Annotated in this window: 18 protein-coding genes and 3 pseudogenes; 6 read left to right on the top strand and 15 right to left on the bottom strand. The window is 71.0% G+C overall.

From position 1 onward, the window contains the following. Positions 1–292: 292 nt before the first annotated feature. The 3 genes and pseudogenes from ACFY4A_RS00165 to ACFY4A_RS00155 form a co-directional block, all read left to right on the top strand. A pseudogene (locus tag ACFY4A_RS00165) lies at positions 293–466 on the top strand (VOC family protein); the annotation flags it as partial. Positions 467–1,409: 943 nt separating this feature from the next. Next, the gene (locus ACFY4A_RS00160) at positions 1,410–3,440 is read left to right on the top strand and encodes a hypothetical protein (RefSeq protein WP_390827148.1); all 2,031 of its coding nucleotides are present in this window, start codon (positions 1,410–1,412) and stop codon (positions 3,438–3,440) included. 113 nt (positions 3,441–3,553) lie between these two features. Continuing rightward, positions 3,554–4,765, top strand: coding sequence for a helix-turn-helix domain-containing protein (locus tag ACFY4A_RS00155; RefSeq protein ID WP_390827147.1), 1,212 nt, complete (start codon positions 3,554–3,556; stop codon positions 4,763–4,765). A 567-nt stretch (positions 4,766–5,332) separates the two neighbouring features. Here the strand turns inward: ACFY4A_RS00155 and ACFY4A_RS00150 are convergent. The 11 genes and pseudogenes from ACFY4A_RS00150 to ACFY4A_RS00100 all read right to left on the bottom strand — a co-directional run. Then, positions 5,333–5,842 carry a hypothetical protein gene (locus ACFY4A_RS00150; protein WP_390827146.1) on the bottom strand — a complete coding sequence of 170 codons (510 nt, stop codon included), beginning with the start codon at positions 5,840–5,842 and terminating at the stop codon, positions 5,333–5,335. Between the two features lie 71 nt (positions 5,843–5,913). Then, entirely contained in the window at positions 5,914–6,201 is a 288-nt protein-coding gene (locus tag ACFY4A_RS00145) for a hypothetical protein (protein WP_390827145.1), read from the bottom strand. 233 nt (positions 6,202–6,434) lie between these two features. Beyond that, positions 6,435–6,674: a chaplin gene (locus ACFY4A_RS00140; RefSeq protein ID WP_390827144.1), complete on the bottom strand. Its 240-nt coding sequence runs from the start codon at positions 6,672–6,674 to the stop codon at positions 6,435–6,437. A 754-nt stretch (positions 6,675–7,428) separates the two neighbouring features. Then, positions 7,429–8,085 (bottom strand): chaplin, encoded by a 657-nt coding sequence (locus ACFY4A_RS00135; protein WP_390827143.1) that lies wholly within the window; start codon positions 8,083–8,085, stop codon positions 7,429–7,431. Between the two features lie 125 nt (positions 8,086–8,210). After that, positions 8,211–8,438: a chaplin gene (locus tag ACFY4A_RS00130; protein ID WP_390827142.1), complete on the bottom strand. Its 228-nt coding sequence runs from the start codon at positions 8,436–8,438 to the stop codon at positions 8,211–8,213. A 246-nt stretch (positions 8,439–8,684) separates the two neighbouring features. After that, positions 8,685–8,870: a hypothetical protein gene (locus tag ACFY4A_RS00125; RefSeq protein ID WP_390827141.1), complete on the bottom strand. Its 186-nt coding sequence runs from the start codon at positions 8,868–8,870 to the stop codon at positions 8,685–8,687. Between the two features lie 287 nt (positions 8,871–9,157). Further along, on the bottom strand, positions 9,158–10,021 hold the full coding sequence (locus tag ACFY4A_RS00120; RefSeq protein ID WP_390827140.1) for an ABC transporter permease: 864 nt from the start codon (positions 10,019–10,021) through the stop codon (positions 9,158–9,160). Then, positions 10,018–12,708, bottom strand: coding sequence for a CocE/NonD family hydrolase (locus ACFY4A_RS00115; RefSeq protein WP_390827139.1), 2,691 nt, complete (start codon positions 12,706–12,708; stop codon positions 10,018–10,020). Before ACFY4A_RS00115 ends, ACFY4A_RS00120 begins: the two co-directional genes overlap by 4 nt. A 126-nt stretch (positions 12,709–12,834) precedes the next feature. Next, positions 12,835–14,253 carry an APC family permease gene (locus ACFY4A_RS00110; protein ID WP_390827138.1) on the bottom strand — a complete coding sequence of 473 codons (1,419 nt, stop codon included), beginning with the start codon at positions 14,251–14,253 and terminating at the stop codon, positions 12,835–12,837. Between the two features lie 319 nt (positions 14,254–14,572). Further along, entirely contained in the window at positions 14,573–16,075 is a 1,503-nt protein-coding gene (mmsA, locus tag ACFY4A_RS00105; protein ID WP_390827137.1) for a CoA-acylating methylmalonate-semialdehyde dehydrogenase, read from the bottom strand. A gap of 14 nt (positions 16,076–16,089) precedes the next feature. After that, positions 16,090–16,275, bottom strand: a pseudogene (locus ACFY4A_RS00100) (hypothetical protein); the annotation flags it as partial. 655 nt (positions 16,276–16,930) lie between these two features. Between ACFY4A_RS00100 and ACFY4A_RS00095 the strand changes: the two are divergent. Further along, positions 16,931–17,134 (top strand): helix-turn-helix transcriptional regulator, encoded by a 204-nt coding sequence (locus ACFY4A_RS00095; protein WP_390827136.1) that lies wholly within the window; start codon positions 16,931–16,933, stop codon positions 17,132–17,134. An 80-nt stretch (positions 17,135–17,214) separates the two neighbouring features. Here ACFY4A_RS00095 and ACFY4A_RS00090 read toward each other — a convergent pair whose 3' ends face one another. After that, complete coding sequence (locus ACFY4A_RS00090) at positions 17,215–18,258, bottom strand: zinc-dependent alcohol dehydrogenase family protein (protein WP_390827135.1); 1,044 nt, start codon at positions 18,256–18,258, stop codon at positions 17,215–17,217. Positions 18,259–18,560: 302 nt separating this feature from the next. Here ACFY4A_RS00090 and ACFY4A_RS00085 point away from each other — a divergent pair, with 302 nt between their 5' ends. Together ACFY4A_RS00085 and ACFY4A_RS00080 are read left to right on the top strand one after the other, a co-directional pair. After that, positions 18,561–18,800 carry a heavy-metal-associated domain-containing protein gene (locus ACFY4A_RS00085; RefSeq protein WP_390827134.1) on the top strand — a complete coding sequence of 80 codons (240 nt, stop codon included), beginning with the start codon at positions 18,561–18,563 and terminating at the stop codon, positions 18,798–18,800. 44 nt (positions 18,801–18,844) lie between these two features. Continuing rightward, on the top strand, positions 18,845–21,130 hold the full coding sequence (locus ACFY4A_RS00080; protein ID WP_390827133.1) for a heavy metal translocating P-type ATPase: 2,286 nt from the start codon (positions 18,845–18,847) through the stop codon (positions 21,128–21,130). 663 nt (positions 21,131–21,793) lie between these two features. Here ACFY4A_RS00080 and ACFY4A_RS00075 read toward each other — a convergent pair. The 3 genes and pseudogenes from ACFY4A_RS00075 to ACFY4A_RS00065 form a co-directional block, all read right to left on the bottom strand. Continuing rightward, complete coding sequence (locus ACFY4A_RS00075; RefSeq protein ID WP_390827131.1) at positions 21,794–23,083, bottom strand: citrate synthase; 1,290 nt, start codon at positions 23,081–23,083, stop codon at positions 21,794–21,796. 253 nt (positions 23,084–23,336) lie between these two features. Beyond that, a complete protein-coding gene (locus ACFY4A_RS00070) occupies positions 23,337–25,601 on the bottom strand; it encodes an ATP-dependent RecD-like DNA helicase (RefSeq protein ID WP_390827130.1) in 2,265 nt (754 codons plus the stop codon). Positions 25,602–25,711: 110 nt separating this feature from the next. Beyond that, positions 25,712–25,908, bottom strand: a pseudogene (locus tag ACFY4A_RS00065) (DUF4287 domain-containing protein). Positions 25,909–25,916: the final 8 nt, after the last annotated feature.

Genomic DNA, 25,916 nt, shown 5'->3' with positions numbered 1-25,916 from the left:
TCATGAGCATTGCTCCGAATGTGTGTCGAAGGGCGGTCGATGAGACGCCAGACAATGGAAGAGAAGCTCCTGAGCAGGGCGTGCCGCCCGACCCGCAAGGCGCCTTCCAAGCGCTTGGCCGCAGGTTCGAGTCCTGCCGGGGACGCCTTTGGCAGCCCTCCCCAGCGGGAGGGCTTTTGCGCTGGTCAGGCCGGGTTTCACCGCGCACGACGAAGCCCCGGGCACTCCCCCGACGATCCCTGGTTGCCGCCTCTCGTCGCCGTCGGCAACCAACGTCTGCGGAAGGACGTTGATGCCCGAGCGGACCAACGCCGCGCCAGCCGGCTACACCACCGTTGCGCCCAGGGTCGTCACCGACGACACGGGCGCTTTCCTCGACTCCGTCTCCCAGGCGTTCGGGGGTGAGGAGCTGGTGCGGGTACCGACCGAGGATCGCTTGATCGGCCACGGCGAGATCCGAGTCGGCGTAGACACTCGACGCCGAGCGCAGCGGTCGTGACCACACACGCAGCGATGCTCCTGTGAGGACGACCAGCTGGCCGTGATGGGTTTTGTGTCGCTCGACAAGCGAGATCAAGAAGCAGCCACTTTGACGCAAGCCTCGAAGATCACGGCTCGCGGTCCAGCGTAATTGGCCGTGCTCAGATCGCAGCAAAGCAGCTCCCCCGAAGCCGCTTCACCCAAAGCCGCTCCGCCGGCCGCGGACCACCTCTCCATCGCACAAAGACAGCAAAGGCAACAGAGGCGAAAGAGGCGACAGGTGATCGAGGTCCAGCTCTTCAGTGTGCCTGAATCTGTCGAACGCGAACTCTTTACTTGCGGTGAAATCGCTGCGGATTCGTTCTGATTTTCCGTCTGCCGATGAAATGCAAAGAGCGGTCAGGACGTCGGCAACCCACCGACAGTGGCGAGCTTCAGCGCAACACAGAGCGTCATCGCGTACGGGCTGGTCTTCGCACCGCCATCACACTCCAGCCGGGGAGGAGCAACACGCTCCAGAGTCCAGCCCAGGAGTATTGAAGATGTCAACCCACCGAGAAAGGGTGGGAATTTGTGGCGTCTCCAGCTCAGCGGCAGTCGCGCTCGAGGGTGCCCGACCCGCCACCCCCGGACCTTTATTCCTCACTCTTTCGCTTACGCCTGCCCACAGGCGCTTCGCACAGTCACGTCATGCATTTCGCGAGTAGCGTCACCCGGTTACTCGACCGACACATCGGGCACAACGATGCACTGTTCCTTCAAATAAAATCCTCCTGTCCTCCCTGGAGCCGGAGGATGCGGCGTAGGTAAAGTCCGCCACGGATTTGAACGAGAACATCCGTACGCATCGGCTTCCGGTCCGCGGCCATCTGATCGCGCCAGTCAGCAAGGCCGTGCTCAAGGATGGTGATTTGCCTGGAGCCCGCGAAGTGTCAGCATCGCCCCTGCCCGCTCGGTCGCGCACCGACGCGGCACGCCTGCTCCTGCCCACAGTGCTCGCCCTGTCGTTCGCCGTTCAGGCAGTAGGTGCCCTCCTCCCCAGCGTTCCCCTGCTCGTGGCCTCCACCGCTGTCGGGCTGGCGGCGGACGTCGCCCTGCACCGGTGGCAGCGGAAGGTGATCAGCGCCCTCGGGAAGCTGCACGCGACCGTGACCGTGCGCCAAGTCGTCCGGGACCTTCTGCTGGTGACCAGCCTGATCCGCATCGACGACCAGGACTATGAGACGAAATACCTGGCTCTGGTCTGCGGTCTGCTGATCTTCTACAGCCTGCATTTCGCATCCCAGGCGCTTGCGATCCTCGTACGCCGCACCCGCACCCTGCCCGTGGTGACCCGGAACATCGACGCCTCGCCACTACGGCTGAGCATCGCTCCCCCCAAGCTGCTGATGCAACGCTCCGGGCAGCGGCTCCTCCTGTTCGGTCTGCCCTCGACGGCCGGCCTGCTGACCACCGCGATGGGCGGCTCGGCCTGGTGGGCCGTCGCGGGAATCGCCCTGTCCGCCACCCTCGCCGTGGTGGCCATCGGCATGCTGCTCCTGCGGCTGCTGCCGGGACGCAGGCCGGTGACGAGCGAGCAGGCGCTGGAGTGGTTCGATGCCTGGCTCGCGGAGTACCAGCCGACGGTGGGCATGTACTTCTCCGGCGGCACGAGCTCGGCCTATCAGGCGAACATGTGGCTGGAGCCGCTGGCCCGGCTGGAGGGCCGCCCGCTGATCGTGCTGCGGGAGCGCTTCATGGTGAAGCAGATCGCGTCCACCGACATCCCGATCGTGTGTCTGCCGAAGGTCGCCGACCTCATGAGGCTCGAGCACTCCACCCTGATGATGCTGATCCACCCGTCGAACTCGGGGAAGACCTCGCAGGTGTTGCGCATCCCCACCATCAAGCACGCGTTCGTCAACCACGGCGAGAGCGACAAACTGTCCAGCTGCAATCCGTATGCGAAGGCGTACGACGAGGTGTGGGTGGCCGGTCCCGCGGCGCGCGAGCGGTACGCCCTGGCGAACGTGGGGGTCGACGACGAGGACATCGTGGAGATCGGACGCCCGCAGCTGGACGCGATCGAGCCGTATGCCGGTGCGCCCGTGGGCTCGTACACCACGGTTCTCTACGCCCCCACATGGGAGGGATGGGACGGCAACCCGGGCAACACCTCGGTCATCGAGGCCGGCGAGAACATCGTCCGCACCCTCCTGGCCGACCCGGGGGTCCGGCTCCTGTACAAGCCGCACCCCCTGACCGGCTCGGTCGATCCCCGGGCGGCGACCGCGAACGCCCGGATCCAGGAGATGATCCGCGCCGCGAACACTCTCCGTGTCGCGGAACACCCCGATGAGCGACCCACGCCCTCCGCAGCGGCGGAACTGGCCCGGCGGACCGCCGAACTCGACCGGCTGACCACGTCCTCGTTCCGGGCGAGCGCGGACAACGCGGAGCGGATGCTGCTCCAGACGGTCCCGGAATCCGGTCGGGCCTCAGCGGTGGCCGCCGCGACCGCCGCCTGGGAGGCCGCGTACTGGGCCTCGTTCCCCGCGTGGGAGCACCGGATCATCACCGAGGCGCGGCCGACCGTCTACGCCTGCTTCAACGTGGCCGACCTGCTGGTCAGCGATGTCTCCAGCGTCATATCCGACTATCTGGCGAGCGAGAAGCCCTACGCTGTCGCCAACACCAGCGGCCTTCCGGAGCAGGACTTCCGCGACACCTTCCCCACTGTCCGGGCAGGCGCCGTCGTCACCCCGGACGCCTCCGGTGTACCGGCCCTGCTGGAGTCCGTGCGCCACCCGGAGAAGGACCCCTACGCCGAGGCCCGCGCCGAGCTCAAGCTGGACCTGCTGGGCCCGTCCGATCCGCCGTCCGTCGTCCGCTTCAATGAGGCGGCCCGTGCGCTGTGCGCGCTGACCGACGAACACCGGGCGGGTATGACGGCGAGAGCCCTCGCGGACGTCAGGGGCTGATTCCGCGGGGCGCCTTCCAGGCGATCGGTTCGAGTCCTGCCGGGGCGCCACGGACATCCTGCCGGAGTGGCGCATCCTTCGCCTACCGCTTCGACACGCCGAAGGGCTCGGTGGTGTTCTCGGGGGACACCTCACTGAGCGACAACATCGTGCGCCTCGCCCGTGGGGCGGACATCCTCGTCCACGAGGTCATCGACCTGGACACCTACAAGAACTTCGGGCTTCCCGCCGCCCTGCTGGACCACCTGAAGGTCTCGCACACCGACGTCAAGGACATCGGGCCGCTGGCCGAGCGCTGCGGGGTGAGCACGCTGGTGCTCAGCCACATCGTGCCCGCGGACAAGAAGCTGGTGTCGGCCGCCTCGTGGCGCAAGCTGGCGAAGAAAGGTTTCGGCGGGCGGGTGGTCGTGGGCGACGACCTCGACGAGATCCCCCTGCGGGGTCCTCCATTTTGCTCCCTGAGCCCCGGTCGGCATTCCGGCAAGGGCATGATGGAGCGCACCATGGCAGGCAATACGACGGACGAGATCCCCGACAGCGGTGCGGCCGGCTCCGGGCGCGGTATGACCGTGCTGCGCAACGGCATCGGGGTGCTGCGCACCTTCAGCGTCGACGAGCCCGAGCTGGGCGTCACCGAGATCGCCACCCGGGTCGGACTGCACAAGTCCACCGTCTCCCGGATCCTCGCCACCCTGGAGCAGGACGGCCTGGTCGAGCGCGACCCGGGCTCCCGGCGGTTCCGGCTGGGGCTCGGCGTGATCGCGATGGCGGGTCCGCTGCTGGCCGACCTCGATGTGCGCCGGGCGGCGTACCCGGTGCTCCAGGAGCTGAGCCACCGCACCGGCGAGACCGCGGCGCTGCTGGTGTGGAACGGCGCCGAGGCGGTCTGCGTGGAGCAGGTGGCAAGCCGGCACGAGGTCAAGCACAGCACTCCACTGGGCACGCGCTACCGGACGGCGGCGAGTTCCTCGGTGCAGGTGTTCCTCAGCCGGCTGCCCCCGGAGCGGGTACGGGCCCTGGTCACCAGCGGGGCCGTGGTCCACCCCGGGCTCAGCGACGCCGCGGTCGACGCCTACCTGCTCCGCCTCGCGGAGAGCGCCGAGCGCGGCTACGCCGTCAACTACGGCGAGACCTCGCTGGAGGAGGTGGGCATCGCCGCCCCGGTCTTCGACCACCGCGGGGAGGTCGTCGCCTCGGTCCTCGTCTCCGCGCCCCGGTTCCGGGTCTCCGCCGAAGGTGTCCCGGTGCTGGGCGAGACGGTGCGCGAATCCGCCGCCCAGGTCACCGCCCGCCTCGGCGGACACCGCCCGGCGTCGGACGGCTGACGGCGCCGGCCGCGCCGGGGGGGCGGCGGGTGCGTTGCCACGATCCGCACCGCCCCGGGGCGATGGGTCCTCCGCGTCGTTGTGCGTACGGGCGCATCGGGGCGACGCCCCCTGGGGCGCGTCGCGCCGGTCGCGGCGCCGTACGCCGGCCACCGCGGCGGCGCGTCCGGCGGTCTCCACCGGTACGTCCGGGGACTTCCGGCGGCGGCACGTCCGGCATCTCCACCGGTACGTCCGGGGACTTCCGGCGGCGGCACGTCCGGCATCTCCACCGGTACGTCCGGGGACTTCCGGCGGCGGCACGTCCGGCGACCTGCGGCCCCGACGCGCCCTGCGCCCGGCGACCTGCGGCCCCGACGCGCCCTGCGCCCGGCGGCCTTCGGCCCGGCGTGTCCGGCAACCTCCAGCGGTGACGCGACCGGCGCCGTCCGGCGACGCACCCATGCGGTCCATGCGGTCCGGCGCGTGCGTTCCGACGGCCAGTCGCTCCTGTGCGGCGGCGCGTGAGGGGCGGGTGGCCGGCCACCGCGCTGGCCTCTACGTGGTGGGCTGACGCCCCGGGGACCGCTACAGGCCGGGACCGGCCGTCAGGTCGGTGCCCGGGGTGGTGCGCAGTGCAGGGGCGAGGACGGCCAGTTCCGGTTGCTTCAGGGTGGGCAGTTCGCCGGGGCTCGGGGCGGTCAAGGGCGGGTCCAGGGCGAGACCCGGGGTCAGGGTCCGCACGTCGGAGGCGGGCACGCCGACGCCGACGTGGTCGAAGCCGTCGTCCATGGCGTGCGCCAGCGGGGCGCGCAACTCCAGGCCGGGCAGCCCGCCGTCGACCGGCAGCCGCGGCACCGTGTGCTCCGGCATGAGCCTTCCTTGCACGAACCGCGGGGCCTCGGGGGTGCTCGGCGCGGGCAGCGGGAACTCCCCGCCGACCTCGGGCAGTTCCGTGCCGAGGGCCGCTTCCGCGCCGTCCAGCGGTACGGAAATGGGGATCGCGCCGACCGCCGCGGCGGGGGTCGCGGCGGCGCCCACGGCCGCGGAGACGCCCGTGATGACCGCGGCAAGGGTTCCTCGAGTGGTCGACTTCATGTCAGTACGGTCCCTTTCAGGGTTCGGGGTTCGATGTCCGCGACGTGCGCGATTGGCCTACGGTCCTGACGTCAGCTCTGCAGCGGCAGGCCGCCAAGCAGGGGCTTGGGGGCGTTCAGGGTCTTGGCGGCTTCCTTGACCGTGTGGAGTACCGAGGCCTTGTTCTCGGTGTTGAGTGCGTCGGACTGGTGCCGCAGCGGCATGACGTCGAGGGGCCCCTTGGCGAGCGTGAGCGTGTTGACGGCGCCGTTGAGGCCGGCGGGCGCGGCGTCGGCGGCGTTCTGCGCGAACGCGGGCGCGGCGGCACCGGCGACGGCCAGGGAACCGGCGAGGACGGCGGCAGCCTTCAGGGACTTCATCGTGTTCCTTTCTTCGGCGACGTGGGTCAGCGCGGGGGATCGCGTCGCCGTGCCCAACGAGCCCAGGGCGGGCCGGAAACCCCGGCGGGCGGGATTGCCGAAGTCCTCATATGAGATCGCCGGCGGACTCGGAGGCAGCAGCCGTCGCGCCGGCGCCGTCCGGGGAAACGGAACGGCCGCCTCCCCGGAAAGAACCCGGGGACGGCGGCCGGCCTAAGGTACGCGCTCGGGCGTCAGCTGCCGAGGCAGGTGGTGCCGGACGCCGTGTTCAACAGGCCGATGCCGTTGACGGTGTTGCCGCAGACACTGACCGGGACGTGGACCGGGGCCTGGATGACGTTGCCCGACAGAACGCCCGTAGAGTTGGCGGCCGCACCGGTCGCGCCGCTGTCGGCGGCGGCGATACCGGCACCGCCCGCGACGGCCGCGGCGGCGACGGAGGTAAGGACCAGGCCCTTGGCGATACGGGACATGGGGAAGTGCTCCTTGAGTTGACACAAAAACACCCGGGCGGGATGCCCGGCTCTGTGTCAACGCGCCACGCACCGTCGAGTTGTGCCGCCGAAGGGGTGATCCTGCTGGGTACGGACGTACGGCTCCGGCACGCGAGGCGATCGCCGGGAACCCGGCAGTCGTACGCCCGGTGTTCGAGGCGGCGGCTGGGTCGGCACGGCCCTGACGCTGAACTGGAGGCGCGTTGGGGCGCACGGGTGGCGTGCGCCAGAAAGTGACGAGCGCGCGACAGGTAGGCGTGCTGTCATCACCAGGCAGCGGCAGGTCGTGCGCAACGGAGTCGTTACGGCGCTCCTGCTCTGTCCCCGCGGGCGCCGTACGCGCGAGAATCGCGCCGCTCATCGGCGCCGAGACGTCTGCGACGCTCGTGGTGTGCGTGGGGCGGCTGTGCCTGCAGAAGGGGCAGAACCTGCTGCCGCGGGCGCGGCCATGAGGGGCCGCAGAGCGCCCGGAGCCCGTCGTGGTGGTCCCGACGGTGGCGGCACTCAAGCCGGAGAAGCCCAGCGACCAGACCGGAAACTCAGGCAAGGGAGGGGCGCCACCGCCGTCAGGGCTGTTCGCCCCGCTCCCCGCACGGAGGATCCGGATCCGGGGGCGGGTGGTGATACGCCGCCGACGGAAGAGACCGTCGGCCTCATCGATCCGTCGGCGGGGTGCGGGTGCCGGACGTCGGGCCCGGCACCCGGGGCCGTCACTGCGGCCCGGACGCCTGCCCTATCGGTGGGAGGCGGCCCGGCCGCGGCGGTAGAGGATCATGCCACCGGCGAGCAGTGCCGCGCTGGCGGCCGATGTCGCCAGCAAGGTCCCGCTACCGGTCTCTGCCAGCTGTGGGGACCCGGAGGGCGCGGTCTCGTCGACCGGAGCCGGCAGGGTATCGGCATGCACGGGCGCGGGTGCGTCGTTGCCCGCGGACGGCAGCGGGTCGTCCTCGATGAGCGGCGGGATGACCTTGGGAGGCAAGGCCGTGCTGCTGTCGCCGGAGGACGGCGGAGGAGTCGGTGACGGCTGCGCCCCGCTCTCGTCCGGGTTTGCCGGAGTCGCCGGAGTCGGAGTCGGAGTCGCCGGAGTCGGAGTCGGCGTCGGAGTCGGCGTCGGAGTCGGCGTCGGAGTCGGAGTAGGGATCGACTGTGAGCCGTTGGCGCAGTTGTTGCCGAACGCCGGGTTCAGCAGCGCGATGGCGTTGACGGTGTTGCCGCAAACGTTCACCGGGACGTGCACCGGGGCCTGGACGGTGTTGCCGGACAGGAGGCCGCCCGAGTTGGTGGCGGTACCGTTCGCCTGCGAGTCGGCGAAGGCGGAGCTGCCGTACAGGCTCAGCATGCTCGTCGCGGCGGCCGCCGCGAACACTCCCCTGCTCAGGGTCTGTCGCAATCTATTCGTCTTCCTGCTTGAAGCCGCTTGGAGCGGCGTGAAGAAGTGGAAAGCCGGCCTTGGGCGAAAGAGTGATGTCCAAGGCCGGCCGTGACACAGCCGGTGCGGCTGGTGCGCCGGGACGGTCAGCCGTTGGCGCAGGTGCCGCCGAACGCCGGGTTCAGCAGCGCCGCGACGTTGACGGTGTTGCCGCAGACGCCGACCGGGACGTGCACGGGAGCCTGGATGCCGTTGCCCGCCAGCACACCCGAGGAGCCGGTGGCGGTACCCGTGGTCCCGGAGTCGGCGAACGCGGGCCCTGCCATGCCCAGGGCCACGATGGCACCCGACACGACAGCAACACTCTTCTTCATGAATTTTCCCTTCTTGGGGCCATGCCCCGATGGCGGCGAGAAACCGAGTGAACACAACCGATTCGGCCGCGATGCTGAACGAGGAATAGCCGTGACGAAGCACCGAACGTGCGCCGCCGGCAGTTCACTCGATCGCATCGCACTATCGCGCGGTTCACATCGGGTGTTTTGACGGAAGGAGTTTTACGGAAAGGTCCCGGCGGCCCGCCGCCGAAGCGACGGACAACCTGGCTGACCCGGCTCGGCTCAGCTCCCGACGGTGGAGGAAAGGACCGGCAGATCGCCGTTGCCGAACGCCGACGAGGCGGCGGCACCGTTCGCGGCGGCGGGACAGTTGTCGTTCCCGATGGCAAGTTCCGTGGGAGCGGCCGCCACCGGCATTCCGACGGCGGAAGCGGCGGCCACGGCGGCGGCCATTGCCCTCTTGAGCACTGCGCGTTCCTTTCCTCGTAGCGACGCAGTCCCTACGGCCTCATCAACCGCGTGCCGGATGTTTGGTTGCGGGAGTTCACCCGGTTGGCCCGCACCTCACGGGAAAGGTCTGAAAATCGCGGAGTCCGGGAAACGCACAGGCAGCCCACATGGCCCCGGCGGAGTGAACAGGAGAAACCCGGTTGCGGCCTGTCAGTTGACGAGAACGCTCCGGTGGAGGGGTTTCAGAAAGGACTGGCCAGTGATCAAGATTCCGAGCCCCTCACCTGATTCACGGACGCGGGCTCCTACGACACCACGTCCTTGCGGGCGAACCCGCGGAAGGCCAGGGCGAACAGCACCAGCGCGTAGCTGACGGAGACCGCTGCGCCCTGGATCATCCCGGACCACTCGGGGTGCGGCTGCACGGCGTCGGCCCAGGCGTACTGCCAGTGCGCGGGCAGGAAGTCGCGCCAGTGCCCGAGGGCCGTGACAGCGTCCAGGACATTGCCCACGATGGTCAGGCCGACCGCGCCGCCCACGGCGCCCAGGGGCGCGTCCGTCCTGGTGGACAGCCAGAACGCCAGCGCCGCGGTGACCAGTTGCGACACGAAGATGTACGCCACGACCACCAGCAGCCGCTGGGCTGCGGTCCCCGCGTCGAGCGCGCCGCCGGTGGGGATCTCCAGCGGGCCCCAGCCGTAGACGGTCGTGCCGACGGCGAGCGCCACCAGCGGCAGCAGCACCATCGCCGCCAGGCTGAGCCCGAGTCCGACGACGAGCTTGGACCACAGCAGCCGGGCCCGCGGCACGGGGGCGGCGAGCAGGTAGCGCAAGGAGGACCAGCTCGCCTCCGAGGCGACCGTGTCCCCGCAGAACAGCGCCACCGGGATCACCAGCAGGAAGCCCGCCGAGACGAACAGGTTCACCGCGGCGAAGTTGGCCGCGGACGCGGTGGCCGTGTCCATCAGCGTCACCCGTCCGCTGCGGCCGCCCGGACCGCCGCCGATCGCGAAGGCGACGGCCAGCACGAAGGGCAGCGCGGCCAGGATGCCGCCCATGACCAGCGTGCGGCGCCGCTTGAGCTGCCGCACCAGCTCCACCCCCAGGGGCAGGGTGCGGCCCGCCCGGTAACCGGAGGCGACCTCGGTGCTCTCGGCGAGCGTGCTCATACGGAACCTCCGATCAGGGTGAGGAAGGCGTCTTCCAGCCGGCGGTGGGGGCCGACCGAGACGACGGGCACCTCCAGCCGCACCAGCTCCACGACCAGGTTCCGCGCCGTGCCGCCGGTCTCCAGCCGGACCAGGAGGCCGGCCTCGGTGCGCAGCGCGGAGGCGACGCCCGGCAGGGCGGACACCTTCTCCACGACCGGGTCCTCCACCGGGGTGGCGGTGCCCACCAGCAGGGCGTCGCCGGAGCCGACGATCTCGCCGACCGGACCCGCCTGCACCAGACCTCCCCGGTCCATCACCACCAGGTGCGTGCAGGACTGTTCGACCTCCGAGAGCAGATGGCTGGAGACGATGACCGTACGGCCGCCGGCCGCGTAACGGATCATCACCTCGCGCATCTCGCGGATCTGGGGCGGGTCGAGGCCGTTGGTCGGCTCGTCCAGGATCAGCAGGTCCGGCAGGCCCAGCATGGCCTGTGCGATCGCCAGACGCTGGCGCATGCCCTGCGAGTAGGTGCGTACCGCGCGCGCCAGCGCCTCACCGAGGCCGGCGATCCGGAGGGCCTCGTCCAGGTGCGCGTCCTCGGGCGGGCGGCCGGTGGCCCGCCAGTACAGCTCCAGATTCTCCCGGCCGGACAGGTGGGGCAGGAAGCCGGCGCCCTCCACGAAGGCGCCGACCCGCGAGAGCACGGGCGCGCCGGGGCGGACGGCGTGGCCGAAGACGCGGATCTCGCCGGCGTCCGGCCGGATCAGGCCCATCAGCATGCGCAGGGTGGTCGTCTTGCCCGCGCCGTTCGGCCCGAGCAGGCCGAGGACCTGGCCCTTGTCCACCCGGAACGACAGGTCCCGTACCGCGATGGGGGTCCCCCCTGCTCGAGCGAAGCCGAGAGCTTGGGGGAGGTCCGCCGACTTCGCGTACCGCTTGCTCAGGCCGGTGATCCGCAGCGGGACGTCGGCCAGTTCCGGGTCGGGAGCGGGCGCGGCCGTGCGGCGGCGGGCGGTCAGCAGCAGGGCGAGCGCGACCGCCGCGCCGGCCGGGGGCAGCCACCACACCCAGCCGGGCAGCGGCGCCGCCGCGGTGGTCACGCCCGGCGCGGTCGGCGCCTTCAGGTCGCTCTTCAGACCGACGGTGTACGTCGCCGGGGCGGCCGGTGAGGCATAGCCGAGGTCGGTGGAGGCGAGGACCAGGCGGAGCCGGTGGCCCTTCTGCACCTCGTGGTCGACGGCCGGGAGGGTGAGGGTGACGTCCTTGCCTGCCTTGGCGCCCTCGACGCGCACGGGGGACACCAGCTGGGCGGGCAGCACCGGCTGCTCCTTGCCCGGTCCGACGTCGTAGAGCTTGGCGAAGAGCACCGCGTCGTCGCCGGTCGAGGTGACGTGGACGGTCACCGCCGGCGATCCGGTGATGCGCAGGCCGCCGCCGAGCGGAGCGGAGTCGAACCGCGCGTACTGGCCGGGGAAGTCCAGTGACACCCCGACGCCGAGCGAGGACAGCTGGGCCAGACCGCCGGATCCGCCGAGGCCCGGCAAGGAGGACACGGCGGGCGGGTTGGCCCCGGCGGGGTTCTCGAAGCGCTGCTCGCCTCCGCGCAGGGCGATGGACCGCTGACCGCCGTCAAGGCCCGGATACGCGCTGCCGCTCGCGCCCCGCAGCAGGGCCCGGCCGTCGGTGGAGTCGACGCCTCCGGTACGGGTGATACGGAAGGCGGGGCCGGTGTCGGTGTTCTTGTCGCCGTTGAGGTACCGGTCGAACCAGGTCTTCACACGCGCCTGGACCCGGCCGGTCTCCATGTCGCCGCCGTCGTGGCCGCCCGCGATCCAGTCGACGTCGACCGGGGCGCCGTTCGCCCGGATCGCCCTGGCTGCGGCGTCGGCCTGGCCGAGTGGGAAGAGGGAGTCGGACTGGCCCTGCACCAGCAGGGTCGGCACCTTGATGCGGTCGGCGACGGCGGACGGCGAGCGTTCCTGGAGCAGTCGGCGCGCCTCGGCGTCCGGCTTGCCCGACTCGGCGACCCGCTCGTACATCCGGCACAGCGTGGGCTCGAACTTGGCGCATCCGCCACCGGAGTTGATGAAGGCACCCGCCCACAACCTCTTGAAGACGCCGCCCGGGAAGAGCGCGTCCGCGAGGTTCCAGTAGGTGATCGCCGGGGCGATGGCGTCCACCCGGTGGTCGTGTCCGGCGGCGAGCAGGGAGATCGCTCCGCCGTAGGAGGCTCCGGCCACGCCCACGCGCGGGTCGCCGGGCCCGTCGAGCCGGACCTCGGGCCGCCGCGCCAGCCAGTCGATCAGCTTGGAGACGTCGGCGACCTCGCCCTCCGGATCGTTCAGCCCGATCTTGCCGGTGGATCCGCCGAAGCCGCGGGCCGACCACGTCAGCACCGCGTATCCGTCCCTGGCGAGGTCCTGCGCCTGGCGCCGCACGTCGTTCTTGCTGCCGCCGAAGCCGTGCCCGAGCAGGACGGCGGGGTGACGGCCGGGCGTGGCCGGGGTGAAGTACGAGGTGTCGATCCGCACCCCGTCGCCCATGGTCATCACCTGGTCGGCGCGGTGCACCGGGGGCGGGTCGTCGGAGGCGATCGCCGTCCACGTGCCGGCACCGGCCAGCACGGCGACGGCGGCCCCGGCGGCCAGCGGGCGCCGGGGCCGCCGCAGCAGCCCGCGCAAGCCGGGCAGTCGAAGATCCATGTCCCCCACGGTACGGGCCGCCGCCGACAACCGAAGCCGCCGCCGGACCGAACCCGCGCACCTCCCCGGGGAGTACGGGGCCGCCCGGCGTACCGCGGGCGCGGTACGCCGGGCGGCCCCGTCGTCCTACGGCTGGGTGTCCTCCGGGATCGACACCAGCCAGCGGGTGTCGCGGCGGGGACGGAGGTAGAAGGCCCAGTAGAGGGTGGCGACCGCCATGATGCCGCCGGTCCACAGCAGGTAGGCGACCTCCTGTTGGCTGAGGATGTAGGCCAGGAGCGCGATGAGCAGCACGGGCACGGCCGGCCACAGGGGCATGCGCCACGCGGGCGTGTGCTTGTGGGAGCCGCGGCGGGACAGCAGCGCGGCGACCGCGACGAGCAGGTACATGCCGGTCACCGACACGCCCGTGACGCCGTACAGGGTGTCCAGGTTGACGAAGCACAGCAGCGCGCCGGGGACGCCCACCGCGAGGGTGGCGACCCAGGGGGAGCCGAAGCGGCCGAGCCTGGAGAAGACGTTGTTGACCGGCGAGGGCCAGGCCTTGTCGCGGGCGGAGGCGAACAGCACGCGGGAGTTCTGGATGACCATGACGATGCCGGCGTTGATGATCGCCAGGGCCACGCAGAGGCTGACGAAGGTGCCGACGGCGGAGTTGGACCAGGCGGCCACCATCGAGCTCAGGTTGCCGTCGGTCAGCTCCTTGATGTCGGAGGCGCCCATGGTGATGGCGGCGACCGGCACCAGGATGATCACGGACGAGATGGCGAGGGTGGCGAGCACCGTACGGGCGACGTTGCGGCGCGGGTTCTCCAGCTCCTCGGAGAGGTAGACGGCCGTCGAGAAGCCCTGGGTGACGAAGAGGGCGATGGCGAGACCGGAGACGACCAGCATGGCCGTCACGGTGTCCGTGTGCCCGTCCGCGCCGGCCACCTGCATGGAGATCAGGCTGCCGGGACCGCGGTGGCTGTGCGCGAAGCCCAGCAGCGCGACCACGCCCGCCGCGATGACCTCCAGGACCAGGAAGATGCCGGTGATCCAGGCGTTGGCGCGCAGGTCCAGCAGGCCGGCGAGGGTGGCCAGCAGCATCACGCCGGCGCCGGTCCAGGCCGGGTCGAGGTGCACGATCGGCGTCAGGTAGTCGGCGGTGCCCATCGCGATCACCGGCGGGACGATCATGACGACGAGCAGGGACAGCACGAAGACCAGCCAGCCCGCCAGCCGCCCGGCCATGGTCGACACCATGGCGTACTCGCCGCCCGCGCTGGGGATGAGGGTGCCCAGCTCCGAGTAGCAGAACGCCACGGCGATGCACAGCAGGGAGCCGATGGCGATCGTGAGGGCGGTGGCGGTGCCGAGCGTGCCGAGGAGGTCGGGAACGACCACGAAGAGCGTGGAGGCGGGGGTCACGCACGAGAGGGTCAGGAGGGTGCCGCCGACGACCCCGATGGAACGCTTGAGCTTGATAGGGCTGTCCGTCGCCTCTGTGGGACTGCCGGCCACTTCCGGGGCGGAGTTCTCGACAGAGCGGAGCATGTCGGTCATGCAGCGGTTCCGATCGACTTGTGCAACAGGTGAGGGGCCAGGGAGCGCGCTATCGCCTCCGGCGGTTCGCGGTCGTACGCACTCTCGTCCGCTCCCGGCCCGGTTATCGAACATCAACGAAAACCGCTGCGTCAATGGTCGTTAACCTACGGAATTCGCGGCGGAACAGCGATCTACGACTGATTCACGCGTCGAACGGTCCGATTGTTGGGGCCCTTACGGGCGTGCGGGAACCGCAGCGACCCCCCGAAAAAAGATGAGGCCGTCCGCATATCGGACGGCCTCGTCATCGCCTGAGGCGATGGTGGGGTCGCGACGGTCAGTGGTTGCGCGGGAACCCGAGGTCCACGCCCGTCGGGGCCTCGGACGGGTCCGGCCAGCGGGTGGTGACGACCTTGCCGCGGGTGTAGAAGTGCGTGCCGTCGTTGCCGTAGATGTGGTGGTCGCCGAAGAGCGAGTCCTTCCAGCCGCCGAAGGAGTGGTAGCCCACCGGCACCGGGATCGGCACGTTGACGCCGACCATGCCGGCCTCGATCTCCAGCTGGAACCGGCGGGCCGCGCCGCCGTCCCGGGTGAAGATCGCCGTGCCGTTGCCGAACGGCGAGGCGTTGATGAGCGCCACGCCCTCCTCGTAGGTGTCCACGCGCAGCACGCACAGCACCGGGCCGAAGATCTCGTCCTGGTAGGCCTTGGCGCCGGTGGGCACCTTGTCCAGCAGCGAGATGCCGATCCAGTGGCCGTCCTCATGGCCCTCGACCGTGTAGCCGGTGCCGTCCACGACTACCTCGGCGCCCTCGCTCGCGGCGTTCTCCACGTACGAGGCCACCTTGTCGCGGTGTGCCTTGGTGATCAGCGGGCCCATCTCGGAGGACGGGTCGTTGCCCGGGCCGATCTTGATCTTCTCGGCGCGCTCGCGGATCTTCTCCACCAGCTCGTCGCCGATCGAACCGACCGCGACCACGGCCGAGATGGCCATGCAGCGCTCGCCCGCCGAGCCGTACGCGGCCGAGACGGCGGCGTCGGCGGCCGCGTCCAGGTCGGCGTCCGGCAGCACCAGCATGTGGTTCTTCGCGCCGCCGAGGGCCTGCACGCGCTTGCCGTTCGCGGAGGCGGTGGTGTGGATGTAGCGGGCGATCGGGGTGGAGCCGACGAAGGAGACCGCCTTGACGTCCGGGTGCTCCAGGAGGCGGTCCACGGCCACCTTGTCGCCGTGGACCACGTTGAAGACGCCGTCGGGCAGCCCGGCCTCGGCCAGCAGCTCGGCGATCTTCAGGGAGGCCGACGGGTCCTTCTCGCTCGGCTTCAGCACGAAGGTGTTGCCGCACGCGATGGCGATGGGGAACATCCACATCGGGACCATCGCCGGGAAGTTGAACGGCGTGATGCCGGCGACCACGCCCAGCGGCTGCCGGATCGCGGCGACGTCGACGCGGGTGGCGACCTGAGTGGACAGCTCACCCTTGAGCTGCACGTTGATGCCGCAGGCCAGGTCGACGATCTCCAGGCCGCGGGCGACCTCGCCGAGCGCGTCGGAGTGCACCTTGCCGTGCTCGGCGGTGATCAGCTCGGCGATCTCGTCGCGGTGGGCGTCGAGCAGCGCGCGGAACTTGAACAGGATCGAGGTCCGCTGGGCCAGCGAGGACTGCCCCCAGCTCAGGTACGCGTCCTTGGCGGCGGCGACCGCGGCGTCCACCTCCTCCACGGAGGCGAACGCGACCTTCGTGGTGACCTCGCCGGTCGCCGGGTCCGTGACCGGCCCGTACGTCCCCGAGGCGCCTTCGACGGTCTTCCCGCCGATCCAGTGGTTGACGATCTTCGTCATGCCCGGTTACTCCTTCACAGATGGCGGCGACGGGTCGAAACGTGCCGTTCGCAGAGCTCATGTGCCGTGACCGGCGACGGGCGCGTCGCGGTCCCGGCCACAGGTACATCCCACCAGGCATGCGCCGAGGGCGCGCCCGACACTGTGTCTGCGGTTTCCGTCTCCACGTAGACACATGTGGGAGTGTCCGCCGCGCGCCCCGGCGAGGACGGCGTGCGGAATCCGCAGACGGGCCGAGTGCGGCCGGCCGCCGTCCCGCGGTGGGTTGTCGGGACCTCCGGCGCGGGGCCGTAGCGGGCGGGGAGTCGACGCTCGCACTTCGCTCCTGCCAGGGCGAAGCGGCGTCCCGCGCCGGAGGCGTTCTGTGCCCGGGGCGCCACGAGGCGCGTGCGGGTCTCCACCCAGCGTGCCCTCGCCGCTCGGGTGGGGAAACTCTTGGTCCGCCGTGCCGTCTCGGGCGCGCCGCGAGCACGGTCCCGCGGTGATCAGGTCGCACGCCATCGGCTGCCCTCGGCTTCCCTTCGCCTCGATTCCCTCGGTTCCCCCGGTTCTAGTGCCGGGCACGGACCCCTGTCAATGGTTTGTCCGGACATACGGACGAGGCGATGAGCCGTCCGGCCGCGCCGAACCCTCGGCACGCGGGGGTCGCTTGCCTCAGGTGTGTCACAAAAGCCTCTGCCGTGTCACGCATGTCGCGGGTACGCGGGCCCTCGGTCACACCCGGCCGACAGCCGCTTGCCGGTGCGCGGTCCGTGTCGTTCACCGACCACAGGCTTGGAGATCGCCAGCGCTGCGCCCGGCTCCCCCGACGGCCGCTCCGGCCGCCGCCGTGGTGCGCGCGGGGAGGTGCACGTCATGACCGACCGAAGGCTCTGGTCGTACAAGGAGATCGCGGCGCACATCCGGGTGCAGCCGGACACCGTGCGGTCCTACCGCAAGCACGGCCTGCTGCCACCACCCGATCACGTGGAGGGCGGCAGGCCCTACTGGTACGCCGACACCGTCCGCGCCTGGGTCGCCGCCCGGCCCGGCAACCGCGGCCGACGCAGAGCCGACTGAACCACCGCTGCCGGGCCGCGGGCCCGGCTCCTTCCCCGTTCGCTGACATGACGGTGCCCCACGCGAGGTGGGGCACCGTGTCAGCTCCACGGCTCGATGACCGTGACCCCGGATCCGGGTGCCGTGCCCATCGCGGCGAGCGCCTCCGGGACGGCTGCCAGCGGGATGGCCGACGTCACCAGGAGGTCGGGGCGCAGCACACCAGCCCGTACCAGCTCCATCATCTGGGGATAGGCGTGCGCGGCCATGCCGTGGCTGCCCAGGAGTTCGAGCTCCAGGGCGATCGCGCGCGCCATGGGCACCGGGGTGGTGCCCGTGGTGGAGGGCAGCAGACCGACCTGGACGTGGCGGCCCCGGCGGCGCAGACCGTTCACCGAGGCCGCGCAGGTGGCGGGCGAGCCGAGCGCGTCGAGCGAGACATGGGCGCCCCCGCCGGTCACCTCGCGCACCCGCTCCGCCGTGTCCTTGACGGCGGAGGCGTCCACGCACTGCGCGGCGCCGAACCTCCGCGCCAGGTCCAGGGCCCGGGCGGACACGTCCACCGCGACCACCCTGGCCCCCGCGGCCGCCGCGATCATCACCGCCGACAGGCCCACGCCCCCGCAGCCGTGCACGGCGACCCAGTCGCCGGCGGCGGCCCGGCCCTGCTGGACCACCGCGCGGTACGCCGTGGCGAACCGGCAGCCGAGCGAGGCCGCCGTGGCGAAGGACAGGCCCTCGGGTACGGCGACCAGGTTCACGTCGGCGTGGTCGAGCGCCACGTACTGGGCGAAGGAGCCCCAGTGCGTGAAGCCCGGCTGGGTCTGCCGCTCGCACACCTGCTGGTCGCCCGCCGCACAGGCGGGGCAGGTGCCGCAGGCGCAGACGAAGGGGACGGTCACCCGGTCGCCGGGCCGCCAGCGGGTCACCCGGGGGCCCACCTCCTCGACGGTCCCGGCGAGTTCGTGCCCCGGCACGTGCGGCAGCGTGATGTCGGGGTCGTGGCCCTGCCAGCCGTGCCAGTCGCTGCGGCACAGGCCGGTCGCCTCGACCCGCACCACGACCCCGTGCTCCGCGGGCCTCGGGTCGGCCACCTCGCGCACCTCGGCCGGCTCCCCGTACCGCTCGAACACCACTGCCCGCATCGCCGCCTCGCCTTCCGTCCGGCTTTTTCGCGGCCCACCGCCGCCGGCGAAACCGTAGTACGCGGGCACATCCCGGGCACCAAGGGCCTGACCCACCCCGTCGGGCAGGCGTGCGGCCACGGCTTCCGGCGCCGGATCTCCGAGGAGCGCGACGCCGCGCGTGCGACCCTGCTGTCAGGCGTGGATTCCACTCCCCCTCACCGTGGCGATCCCTTGGGGGAATACCCCCTAGGGGTATAGTGTTGAGGAATGGCGGGCCCCCGTGGCCCCCGCGCCCCACCCACCACGACGAGGAGAACGACATGACTGCCCAGACCGGCACCCCGGACACCGTCACCACTGTCTACAAGGTGAGCGGGATGAGCTGCGGACACTGCGAGGGTTCCGTGTCCTCCGAGATCTCCGAGCTGCCCGGCGTCAGCTCGGTGAAGGCCGTCGCCTCCACCGGCGAGGTCACCGTCGTCTCCGCCTCCCCGCTGGACGTGGAGGCGGTGCGCGCCGCCGTGGACGAGGCCGGCTTCGAACTCGTCGGCGAGGCCTGACGAAGGTCGGTCCGCCTGCCCTCAGGTCGTCTGGAGTTCCGAGGATGAACACCCACGCCGCCCCGCAGACGTCCACAGCCGACCGGCCGGGCGCCGCCGAGGTCGAGCTGCTCGTCGGGGGAATGACCTGCGCTTCCTGCGCCGCCCGCGTCGAGAAGAAGCTCAACCGCATGGACGGCGTCACCGCGACGGTCAACTTCGCCACGGAGAAGGCCAGGGTCTCCTACCCGGCAGGGGTATCGGTCGCCGATCTGATCGCCACCGTGGTCAGGACCGGTTACACGGCCGAGGAGCCCCCGCCGCCGGCACCCGAACCGGCGACGGACGCGGAGTCCCGGCCGGACGAAGGGCGGGCGTCGCGGGATGCCGAGCCGGCCTCCCTGCGCGGGCGCCTGATCGTCTCCGCGCTCCTCGCCGCCCCCGTCGTCCTGCTCGCGATGGTCCCGGCGCTGCAGTTCACGTACTGGCAGTGGCTCTCGCTGACCCTCGCCGCGCCGGTCGTCGTCTGGGGCGGACTGCCGTTCCACCGGGCGGCCCTGGCCAACGCCCGGCACGGCGCGGCCACGATGGACACCCTCGTCTCGATCGGCACCCTGGCCGCGTTCGGCTGGTCGCTGTGGGCGCTGTTCCTGGGCGACGCGGGCATGCCCGGCATGCGCCACGAGTTCGGCCTCACCGTCTCCCGGATGGACGCGGCCTCCACGATCTACCTGGAGGTCGCCGCCGGGGTCGTCGCCTTCATCCTGCTCGGCCGCTTTCTGGAGGCCCGCTCCAAGCGGCGGGCGGGCGCCGCGCTGCGGGCGCTGCTGGAACTGGGCGCGAAGGACGTCTCCGTCCTGCGGGACGGAGTGGAGAGGAGGATCCCGGTTTCCGCGCTGGCGGTCGGCGACCGGTTCGTCGTACGGCCCGGCGAGAAGATCGCCACCGACGGCACGGTCGTCGAGGGCGCCTCGGCGGTCGACGCCTCGATGCTCACCGGCGAGTCGGTGCCCGTGGACGTCGGCACCGGCGACACGGTCACCGGTGCCACGGTCAACGCCGGCGGCCGGCTGGTCGTGGAGGCCACCCGGGTCGGCGCGGACACCCAGCTCGCACGGATGGCGCAGCTCGTCGAGGACGCACAGAGCGGCAAGGCCGAGGTGCAGCGGCTGGCCGACCGCATATCGGCGGTCTTCGTGCCGATCGTCCTGCTCATCGCCGTGGGCACCCTGGTCATCTGGCTGTTCGCGACCGGTGAGGTGACCGCCGCGTTCACCGCGGCCGTCGCCGTTCTGATCATCGCCTGCCCGTGCGCGCTGGGCCTGGCCACGCCGACCGCGCTGATGGTCGGCACCGGCCGGGGCGCCCAGCTCGGCATCCTCATCAAGGGCCCCGAGGTGCTGGAATCCACCCGCCGCGTGGACACGGTCGTCCTGGACAAGACCGGAACGGTCACCACGGGCCGGATGACCCTCCAGGAGGTGCACGCCGCCGAGGGCACCGACGAGAAGCAGTTGCTGCGCCTCGCGGGCGCGCTGGAGCACGCGTCCGAGCACCCGATCGCGCGGGCCGTGGCCGCCGGCGCCGAGGAACGGGTCGGCCCGCTGCCCCCGGTCGAGCACTTCGAGAACGTCCCCGGACGCGGTGCACGCGGGCGCGTGGAGGGCCATGCCGTGGCCGTGGGACGGCTCGTGGACCTCACCGCCGAGCTGCCCGAGGAGGTGGCCCGCGCACGGCACGAGGCGGAGAGCGAAGGCCGTACGGCGGTCGTCGTCGGCTGGGACGGGGTGGCACGCGGTGTCATCGCCGTCGCGGACGCCGTCAAGGAGACCAGCGCGCAGGCGGTGGCGCAATTGCGCGCGCTGGGACTGCGCCCGGTCCTGCTGACCGGCGACAACCGCGCCGTCGCCGAGGCCGTGGCACGGGCCGTCGGGATCGACCCGCACGACGTGGTCGCCGAGGTGCTGCCCGAGGAGAAGGTCGAGGCCGTCAGGCGGCTGCGGGCCGAGGGGCGCACGGTGGCGATGGTCGGCGACGGGGTCAACGACGCCGCCGCGCTCGCCACCGCCGACCTGGGACTGGCCATGGGCACCGGGACGGACGCCGCCATCGAGGCCGGCGATCTGACCCTGGTCCGCGGGGACCTCCGGGCAGCCGCGGACGCCATCCGCCTGTCCCGGCGGACGCTGGCCACCATCAAGGGCAACCTCGTGTGGGCCTTCGGCTACAACCTGGCCGCGCTGCCGCTGGCCGCCGCCGGACTGCTCAACCCGATGATCGCGGGGGCTGCGATGGCGTTCTCTTCGGTGTTCGTGGTGACGAACAGTCTGCGGCTGCGCACGTTCCGCTGAACGAAAAGCAGTCGAGACCGAAGTAAGAGTCCCCCTGGAGTCCAAAGCGGGCCTCACATAAGCTCTTCACAAAGCTCGCGCATCATCCTTACGCTTGGGTCGCGGTCGCCATACTTGGGCTCTTGCGTACCTAACGGACATATGCAAGAGACGCAGATCACAGTGATGTGAACGTAACCATCGAAGGGGTTCGAAGGTCTAAGTTGGCGATGTCGGGCAGCGTCTTGGGGGGCGTTGACCGGCATCTGGGGATGTCTTGGGGGACTTCCTCAGAGGTGCGTTGCCGGGGCACGTACACCGGGAAGCTTTGAGCGGCCCTCCCGCGCGTGCGCGTCCCGGCAGACCGCACAGCACCAGGTGCGACGAGTTCTGCTCGTTGTGCTCACAGCGATTCAGGCGCTGGTCCTTGAACGCCCGGCCGGATCCCGTGGGGGGAATCCGCACCGGGACATGGGAAGGCGCCCTGGTCGCCGGCCCGTGGGGGGACCGGCGCGCCGGGGCGCCTTCCGCTTCTCGCGTGACCCCGTTTCCTCTTCCTCCCGGCTCCCCTCCCGTACGGGTACGCCTCCGGGGCGCTCGACACGGCACAAGGCCCCGCACCCTCGGAAATCGCGTGGATACGGGGCCGGTCACACTACGCGGCCGGTGACGCCGCCGGGAGGCTCAGCGCTCCTCGACCGGGACGAAGTCGCGCTCGACCACGCCCGTGTAGATCTGGCGCGGGCGACCGATGCGGGAGCCCGGCTCCTTGATCATCTCGTGCCACTGGGCGATCCAGCCCGGCAGCCGGCCGAGTGCGAACAGGACCGTGAACATCTCGGTCGGGAAGCCCATGGCCCGGTAGATCAGACCGGTGTAGAAGTCGACGTTCGGGTAGAGCTTGCGCTCGACGAAGTAGCCGTCGGACAGGGCGTGCTCCTCCAGCTTCAGGGCGATGTCGAGGAGCTCGTCCTCCTTGCCCAGCGCGGAGAGCACGTCGTGCGCGGCGGCCTTGATGATCTTGGCGCGGGGGTCGAAGTTCTTGTAGACCCGGTGGCCGAAGCCCATCAGGCGGACGCCGTCCTCCTTGTTCTTCACCTTGCGGATGAAGGTGTCGACGTCGTTGCCCGAGTCGCGGATACCCTCGAGCATCTCCAGGACGGACTGGTTGGCACCACCGTGCAGCGGGCCCCACAGGGCGCTGATGCCGGCCGAGATCGAGGCGAACATGTTGGCCTGCGAGGAGCCGACCAGGCGGACCGTGGAGGTCGAGCAGTTCTGCTCGTGGTCGGCGTGCAGGATCAGCAGCTTGTCCAGCGCGGCGACCACGACCGGGTCCGGCTCGAACTCCTGCGCGGGGACCGAGAAGGTCATGCGCAGGAAGTTCTCGACGTAACCGAGGTCGTTGCGCGGGTAGACGAACGGGTGACCGATCGACTTCTTGTACGCGTACGCCGCGATCGTCGGGAGCTTGGCGAGCAGGCGGATCGTGGAGAGGTTGCGCTGCTTCTCGTCGAACGGGTTGTGGCTGTCCTGGTAGAAGGTCGACAGCGCCGAGACGACCGACGACAGCATCGCCATCGGGTGGGCGTCGCGCGGGAAGCCCGTGTAGAAGTTCTTGACGTCCTCGTGCAGCAGGGTGTGCTGCGTGACCTCGTTCTTGAACGAGGCGAGCTCGTCGACGGTCGGCAGCTCACCGTTGATCAGCAGGTAGGCCACCTCCAGGAAGGTGGAGCGCTCGGCCAGTTGCTCGATCGGGTAGCCGCGGTACCGGAGGATGCCCTGCTCACCGTCGAGGTAGGTGATGGCGGATTTGTAGGCGGCCGTGTTGCCGTATCCGCTGTCCAAGGTCACGAGACCGGTCTGGGCGCGCAGCTTCCCGATGTCGAAGCCCTTGTCGCCGACGGTGCTGTCGACCACCGGGTAGGTGTACTCGCCGCCGTCGTACCGCAGAACTACAGAGTTGTCGCTCACGTCTTCCCTCACCGACGTAGTGCCTCATCTTCGAGGTGCCCTGACTGTCTCTACCATCCCCCATTTGGCTCAGGAGAGTGCACTCGGGGTCGACCATTGGGCCCATTGGCGGCACTCAGTGCCGTCAACCTGTTCATCCTGCCCCCTCGTTCCGGCCACGGGAAGTGCTGTGTGACCTTTACGACTCATTTGATCGATCATTTTTTCTGACACTGCGTCAGGCTGTGGGTTCCGGCCCACCGGACGGCGGTTTTCAGCCGCCGCCGAGACGGAAGTCCAGGGCCGTGCAGCGCCGCCCCGCCGACACCGTGCGCACCGCCTGGCCGATCGCCCTGCGCGACCCGACGAGGACGACCAGCTTCTTGGCCCGGGTCACCGCCGTGTAGAGCAGGTTGCGCTGGAGCATCATCCAGGCGCCGGTGGTGACCGGGATCACCACGGCCGGATACTCGCTGCCCTGCGAGCGGTGGATGGTCACCGCGTACGCGTGCGCCAGTTCGTCCAGCTCGTCGAATTCGTACGGCACCTCCTCGTCCTCGTCCGTCAGCACCGTCAGACGCTGGTCGACCGGGTCGAGCGAGGTGACCACGCCCACGGTGCCGTTGAAGACACCGTTCTCCCCCTTCTCGTAATTGTTGCGAATCTGGGTGACCTTGTCCCCGACGCGGAAGACCCGGCCGCCGAACCGCTTCTCCGGCAGGTCGGGCCGGCCCGGGGTGACCGCCTGCTGGAGCAGGCCGTTCAGTGTGCCGGCGCCCGCCGGGCCGCGGTGCATGGGGGCGAGCACCTGCACGTCCCGGCGCGGGTCGAGCCCGAACCGGGCCGGGATCCGGCGCGCCGCCACGTCCACGGTGAGCCGGCCGGCCTCCTCGGTGTCGTCCTCGACGAAGAGGAAGAAGTCCTTCATGCCGTCGGTCAGCGGATGCTGCCCGGCGTTGATCCGGTGCGCGTTGGTCACCACACCCGACTGCTGGGCCTGGCGGAAGACGCGCGTGAGGCGGACGGCGGGCACCGGGCTGCCGTCGGCCAGCAGGTCGCGCAGCACCTCGCCGGCGCCCACGCTGGGGAGCTGGTCCACGTCCCCGACGAACAGCAGGTGCGCGCCCGGGGGCACGGCCTTGGCCAGCTTGTTGGCCAGCAGCAGGTCCAGCATGGACGCCTCGTCCACGACCACCAGGTCGGCGTCCAGCGGGCGGTCCCGGTCGTAGGCCGCGTCCCCGCCGGGCTTGAGCTCCAGCAGGCGGTGCACGGTGGAGGCCTCCGCGCCGGTGAGCTCCGACAGGCGCTTGGCGGCCCGGCCGGTGGGCGCGGCCAGCACCACTTTGGCCTTCTTGGCCCGCGCCAGCTCCACGATCGAGCGCACCGTGAAGGACTTGCCGCAGCCGGGGCCGCCGGTCAGCACGGCCACCTTCTCGGTCAGGGCCAGCTTGACCGCAGCCTCCTGCTCGGGGGCGAGGTCGGCCCCCGTACGGCCCTTCAGCCAGGCCAGCGCCTTGTCCCAGGCCACGTCCCGGAAGACGGGCATCCGGTCGGCGTTGGCGCGCAGCAGGCGCAGCAACTGGGCGGACAGGGACAGCTCGGCGCGGTGGAAGGGCACCAGGTAGATCGCCGTGACCGCCTCGCCGCCGTCCGGGCCGGGCACCCGCTCCCGTACGACACCGGGGTCGGCGCCGTCCTCGGGGGGCTCGGCGAGTTCGGCGAGGCACTCGATGACGAGCCCGGTGTCAACCTGGAGGAGCTTGACCGCGTCCGTGATCAGCCGCTCCTCGGGCAGGAAGCAGTGACCCTGGTCGGTGGACTGCGACAGCGCGTACTGCAGGCCCGCCTTGACCCGCTCCGGGCTGTCGTGCGGGATGCCGACGGACTGCGCGATCTTGTCGGCGGTCAGGAAGCCGATGCCCCAGACGTCGGCGGCCAGCCGGTACGGCTGGTTCTTCACCACCGAGATCGACGCGTCGCCGTACTTCTTGTAGATGCGCACCGCGATCGAGGTGGAGACCTCGACGGTCTGGAGGAAGAGCATGACCTCCTTGATCGCCTTCTGCTCCTCCCAGGCGTCGGCGATCTTCCTGGTCCTCTTGGGGCCGAGGCCGGGCACCTCGATCAGGCGCTTGGGCTCCTCCTCGATGATCTTCAGGGTGTCCAGGCCGAAGTGCTGGGTGATGCGGTCGGCGAAGACCGGTCCGATGCCCTTGACCAGGCCGGAGCCGAGATAGCGGCGGATGCCCTGGACAGTGGCCGGGAGCAAGGTGGTGTAGTTGTCCACCTGAAACTGCTTGCCGTACTGCGGGTGGGAGCCCCAGCGGCCCTCCATGCGCAGCGACTCGCCGACCTGGGCGCCGAGCAGCGCGCCGACGACCGTCAGGAGGTCACCGGCGCCCCGGCCGGTGTCGACGCGGGCCACCGTGTAGCCGTTCTCCTCGTTGGCGTACGTGATCCGCTCGAGCACGCCCTCCAGCACGGCCGGACGCCGCTCCCCGTCACCGGCCCGCACGCTCCGACTCGCCTCCGTGGTCATGACCCGACGGTACCGCCGGGCTGTCCTAGCGCCGCCTAGTGGGCCGGGGGCCCGGCTCCGTGCCGGCGGGTCCGGCGGCGGGTCAGGCGGCGGGTCGGGCAGCCCGCCGCTCACCCGGCCTTGCCCTCGGCGAGGGTGTGGGCCACCAGGGCGTTGGAGTGGCCGTGCCCCAGACCGTGCTCGGCCTTGAGCCAGTTGACCAGTTCCGAGTGCTTGGTCAGCGGCGCGGAGCGGATGAGGCCTTCCCCTCGGCGATCGGCCGGCCGTAGGCGAACTCATCGCCCGGACGGCGGCGAGTTCGCGCCACCCCCGACC

It is taken from the genome of Streptomyces sp. NPDC001292 (assembly GCF_042896465.1).
Classification (GTDB): Bacteria; Actinomycetota; Actinomycetes; order Streptomycetales; family Streptomycetaceae; genus Streptomyces.
This window is presented reverse-complemented; position numbering and strand designations above follow the sequence as displayed.

Excerpts from the sequence above, each read along its gene's own strand:
- ACFY4A_RS00080 (WP_390827133.1), top strand. The coding sequence starts at position 18,845 with ATGAACACCCACGCCGCCCCGCAGACGTCCACAGCCGACCGGCCGGGC.
- ACFY4A_RS00145 (WP_390827145.1), bottom strand. The coding sequence starts at position 6,201 with ATGAAGTCCCTGAAGGCTGCCGCCGTCCTCGCCGGTTCCCTGGCCGTC.
- ACFY4A_RS00090 (WP_390827135.1), bottom strand. The coding sequence starts at position 18,258 with ATGCGGGCAGTGGTGTTCGAGCGGTACGGGGAGCCGGCCGAGGTGCGC.
- ACFY4A_RS00115 (WP_390827139.1), bottom strand. The coding sequence starts at position 12,708 with ATGGATCTTCGACTGCCCGGCTTGCGCGGGCTGCTGCGGCGGCCCCGG.
- mmsA (WP_390827137.1), bottom strand. The coding sequence starts at position 16,075 with ATGACGAAGATCGTCAACCACTGGATCGGCGGGAAGACCGTCGAAGGC.
- ACFY4A_RS00120 (WP_390827140.1), bottom strand. The coding sequence starts at position 10,021 with ATGAGCACGCTCGCCGAGAGCACCGAGGTCGCCTCCGGTTACCGGGCG.
- ACFY4A_RS00095 (WP_390827136.1), top strand. The coding sequence starts at position 16,931 with ATGACCGACCGAAGGCTCTGGTCGTACAAGGAGATCGCGGCGCACATC.
- ACFY4A_RS00140 (WP_390827144.1), bottom strand. The coding sequence starts at position 6,674 with ATGTCCCGTATCGCCAAGGGCCTGGTCCTTACCTCCGTCGCCGCCGCG.
- ACFY4A_RS00130 (WP_390827142.1), bottom strand. The coding sequence starts at position 8,438 with ATGAAGAAGAGTGTTGCTGTCGTGTCGGGTGCCATCGTGGCCCTGGGC.
- ACFY4A_RS00110 (WP_390827138.1), bottom strand. The coding sequence starts at position 14,253 with ATGACCGACATGCTCCGCTCTGTCGAGAACTCCGCCCCGGAAGTGGCC.
- ACFY4A_RS00150 (WP_390827146.1), bottom strand. The coding sequence starts at position 5,842 with ATGAAGTCGACCACTCGAGGAACCCTTGCCGCGGTCATCACGGGCGTC.
- ACFY4A_RS00085 (WP_390827134.1), top strand. The coding sequence starts at position 18,561 with ATGACTGCCCAGACCGGCACCCCGGACACCGTCACCACTGTCTACAAG.
- ACFY4A_RS00070 (WP_390827130.1), bottom strand. The coding sequence starts at position 25,601 with ATGACCACGGAGGCGAGTCGGAGCGTGCGGGCCGGTGACGGGGAGCGG.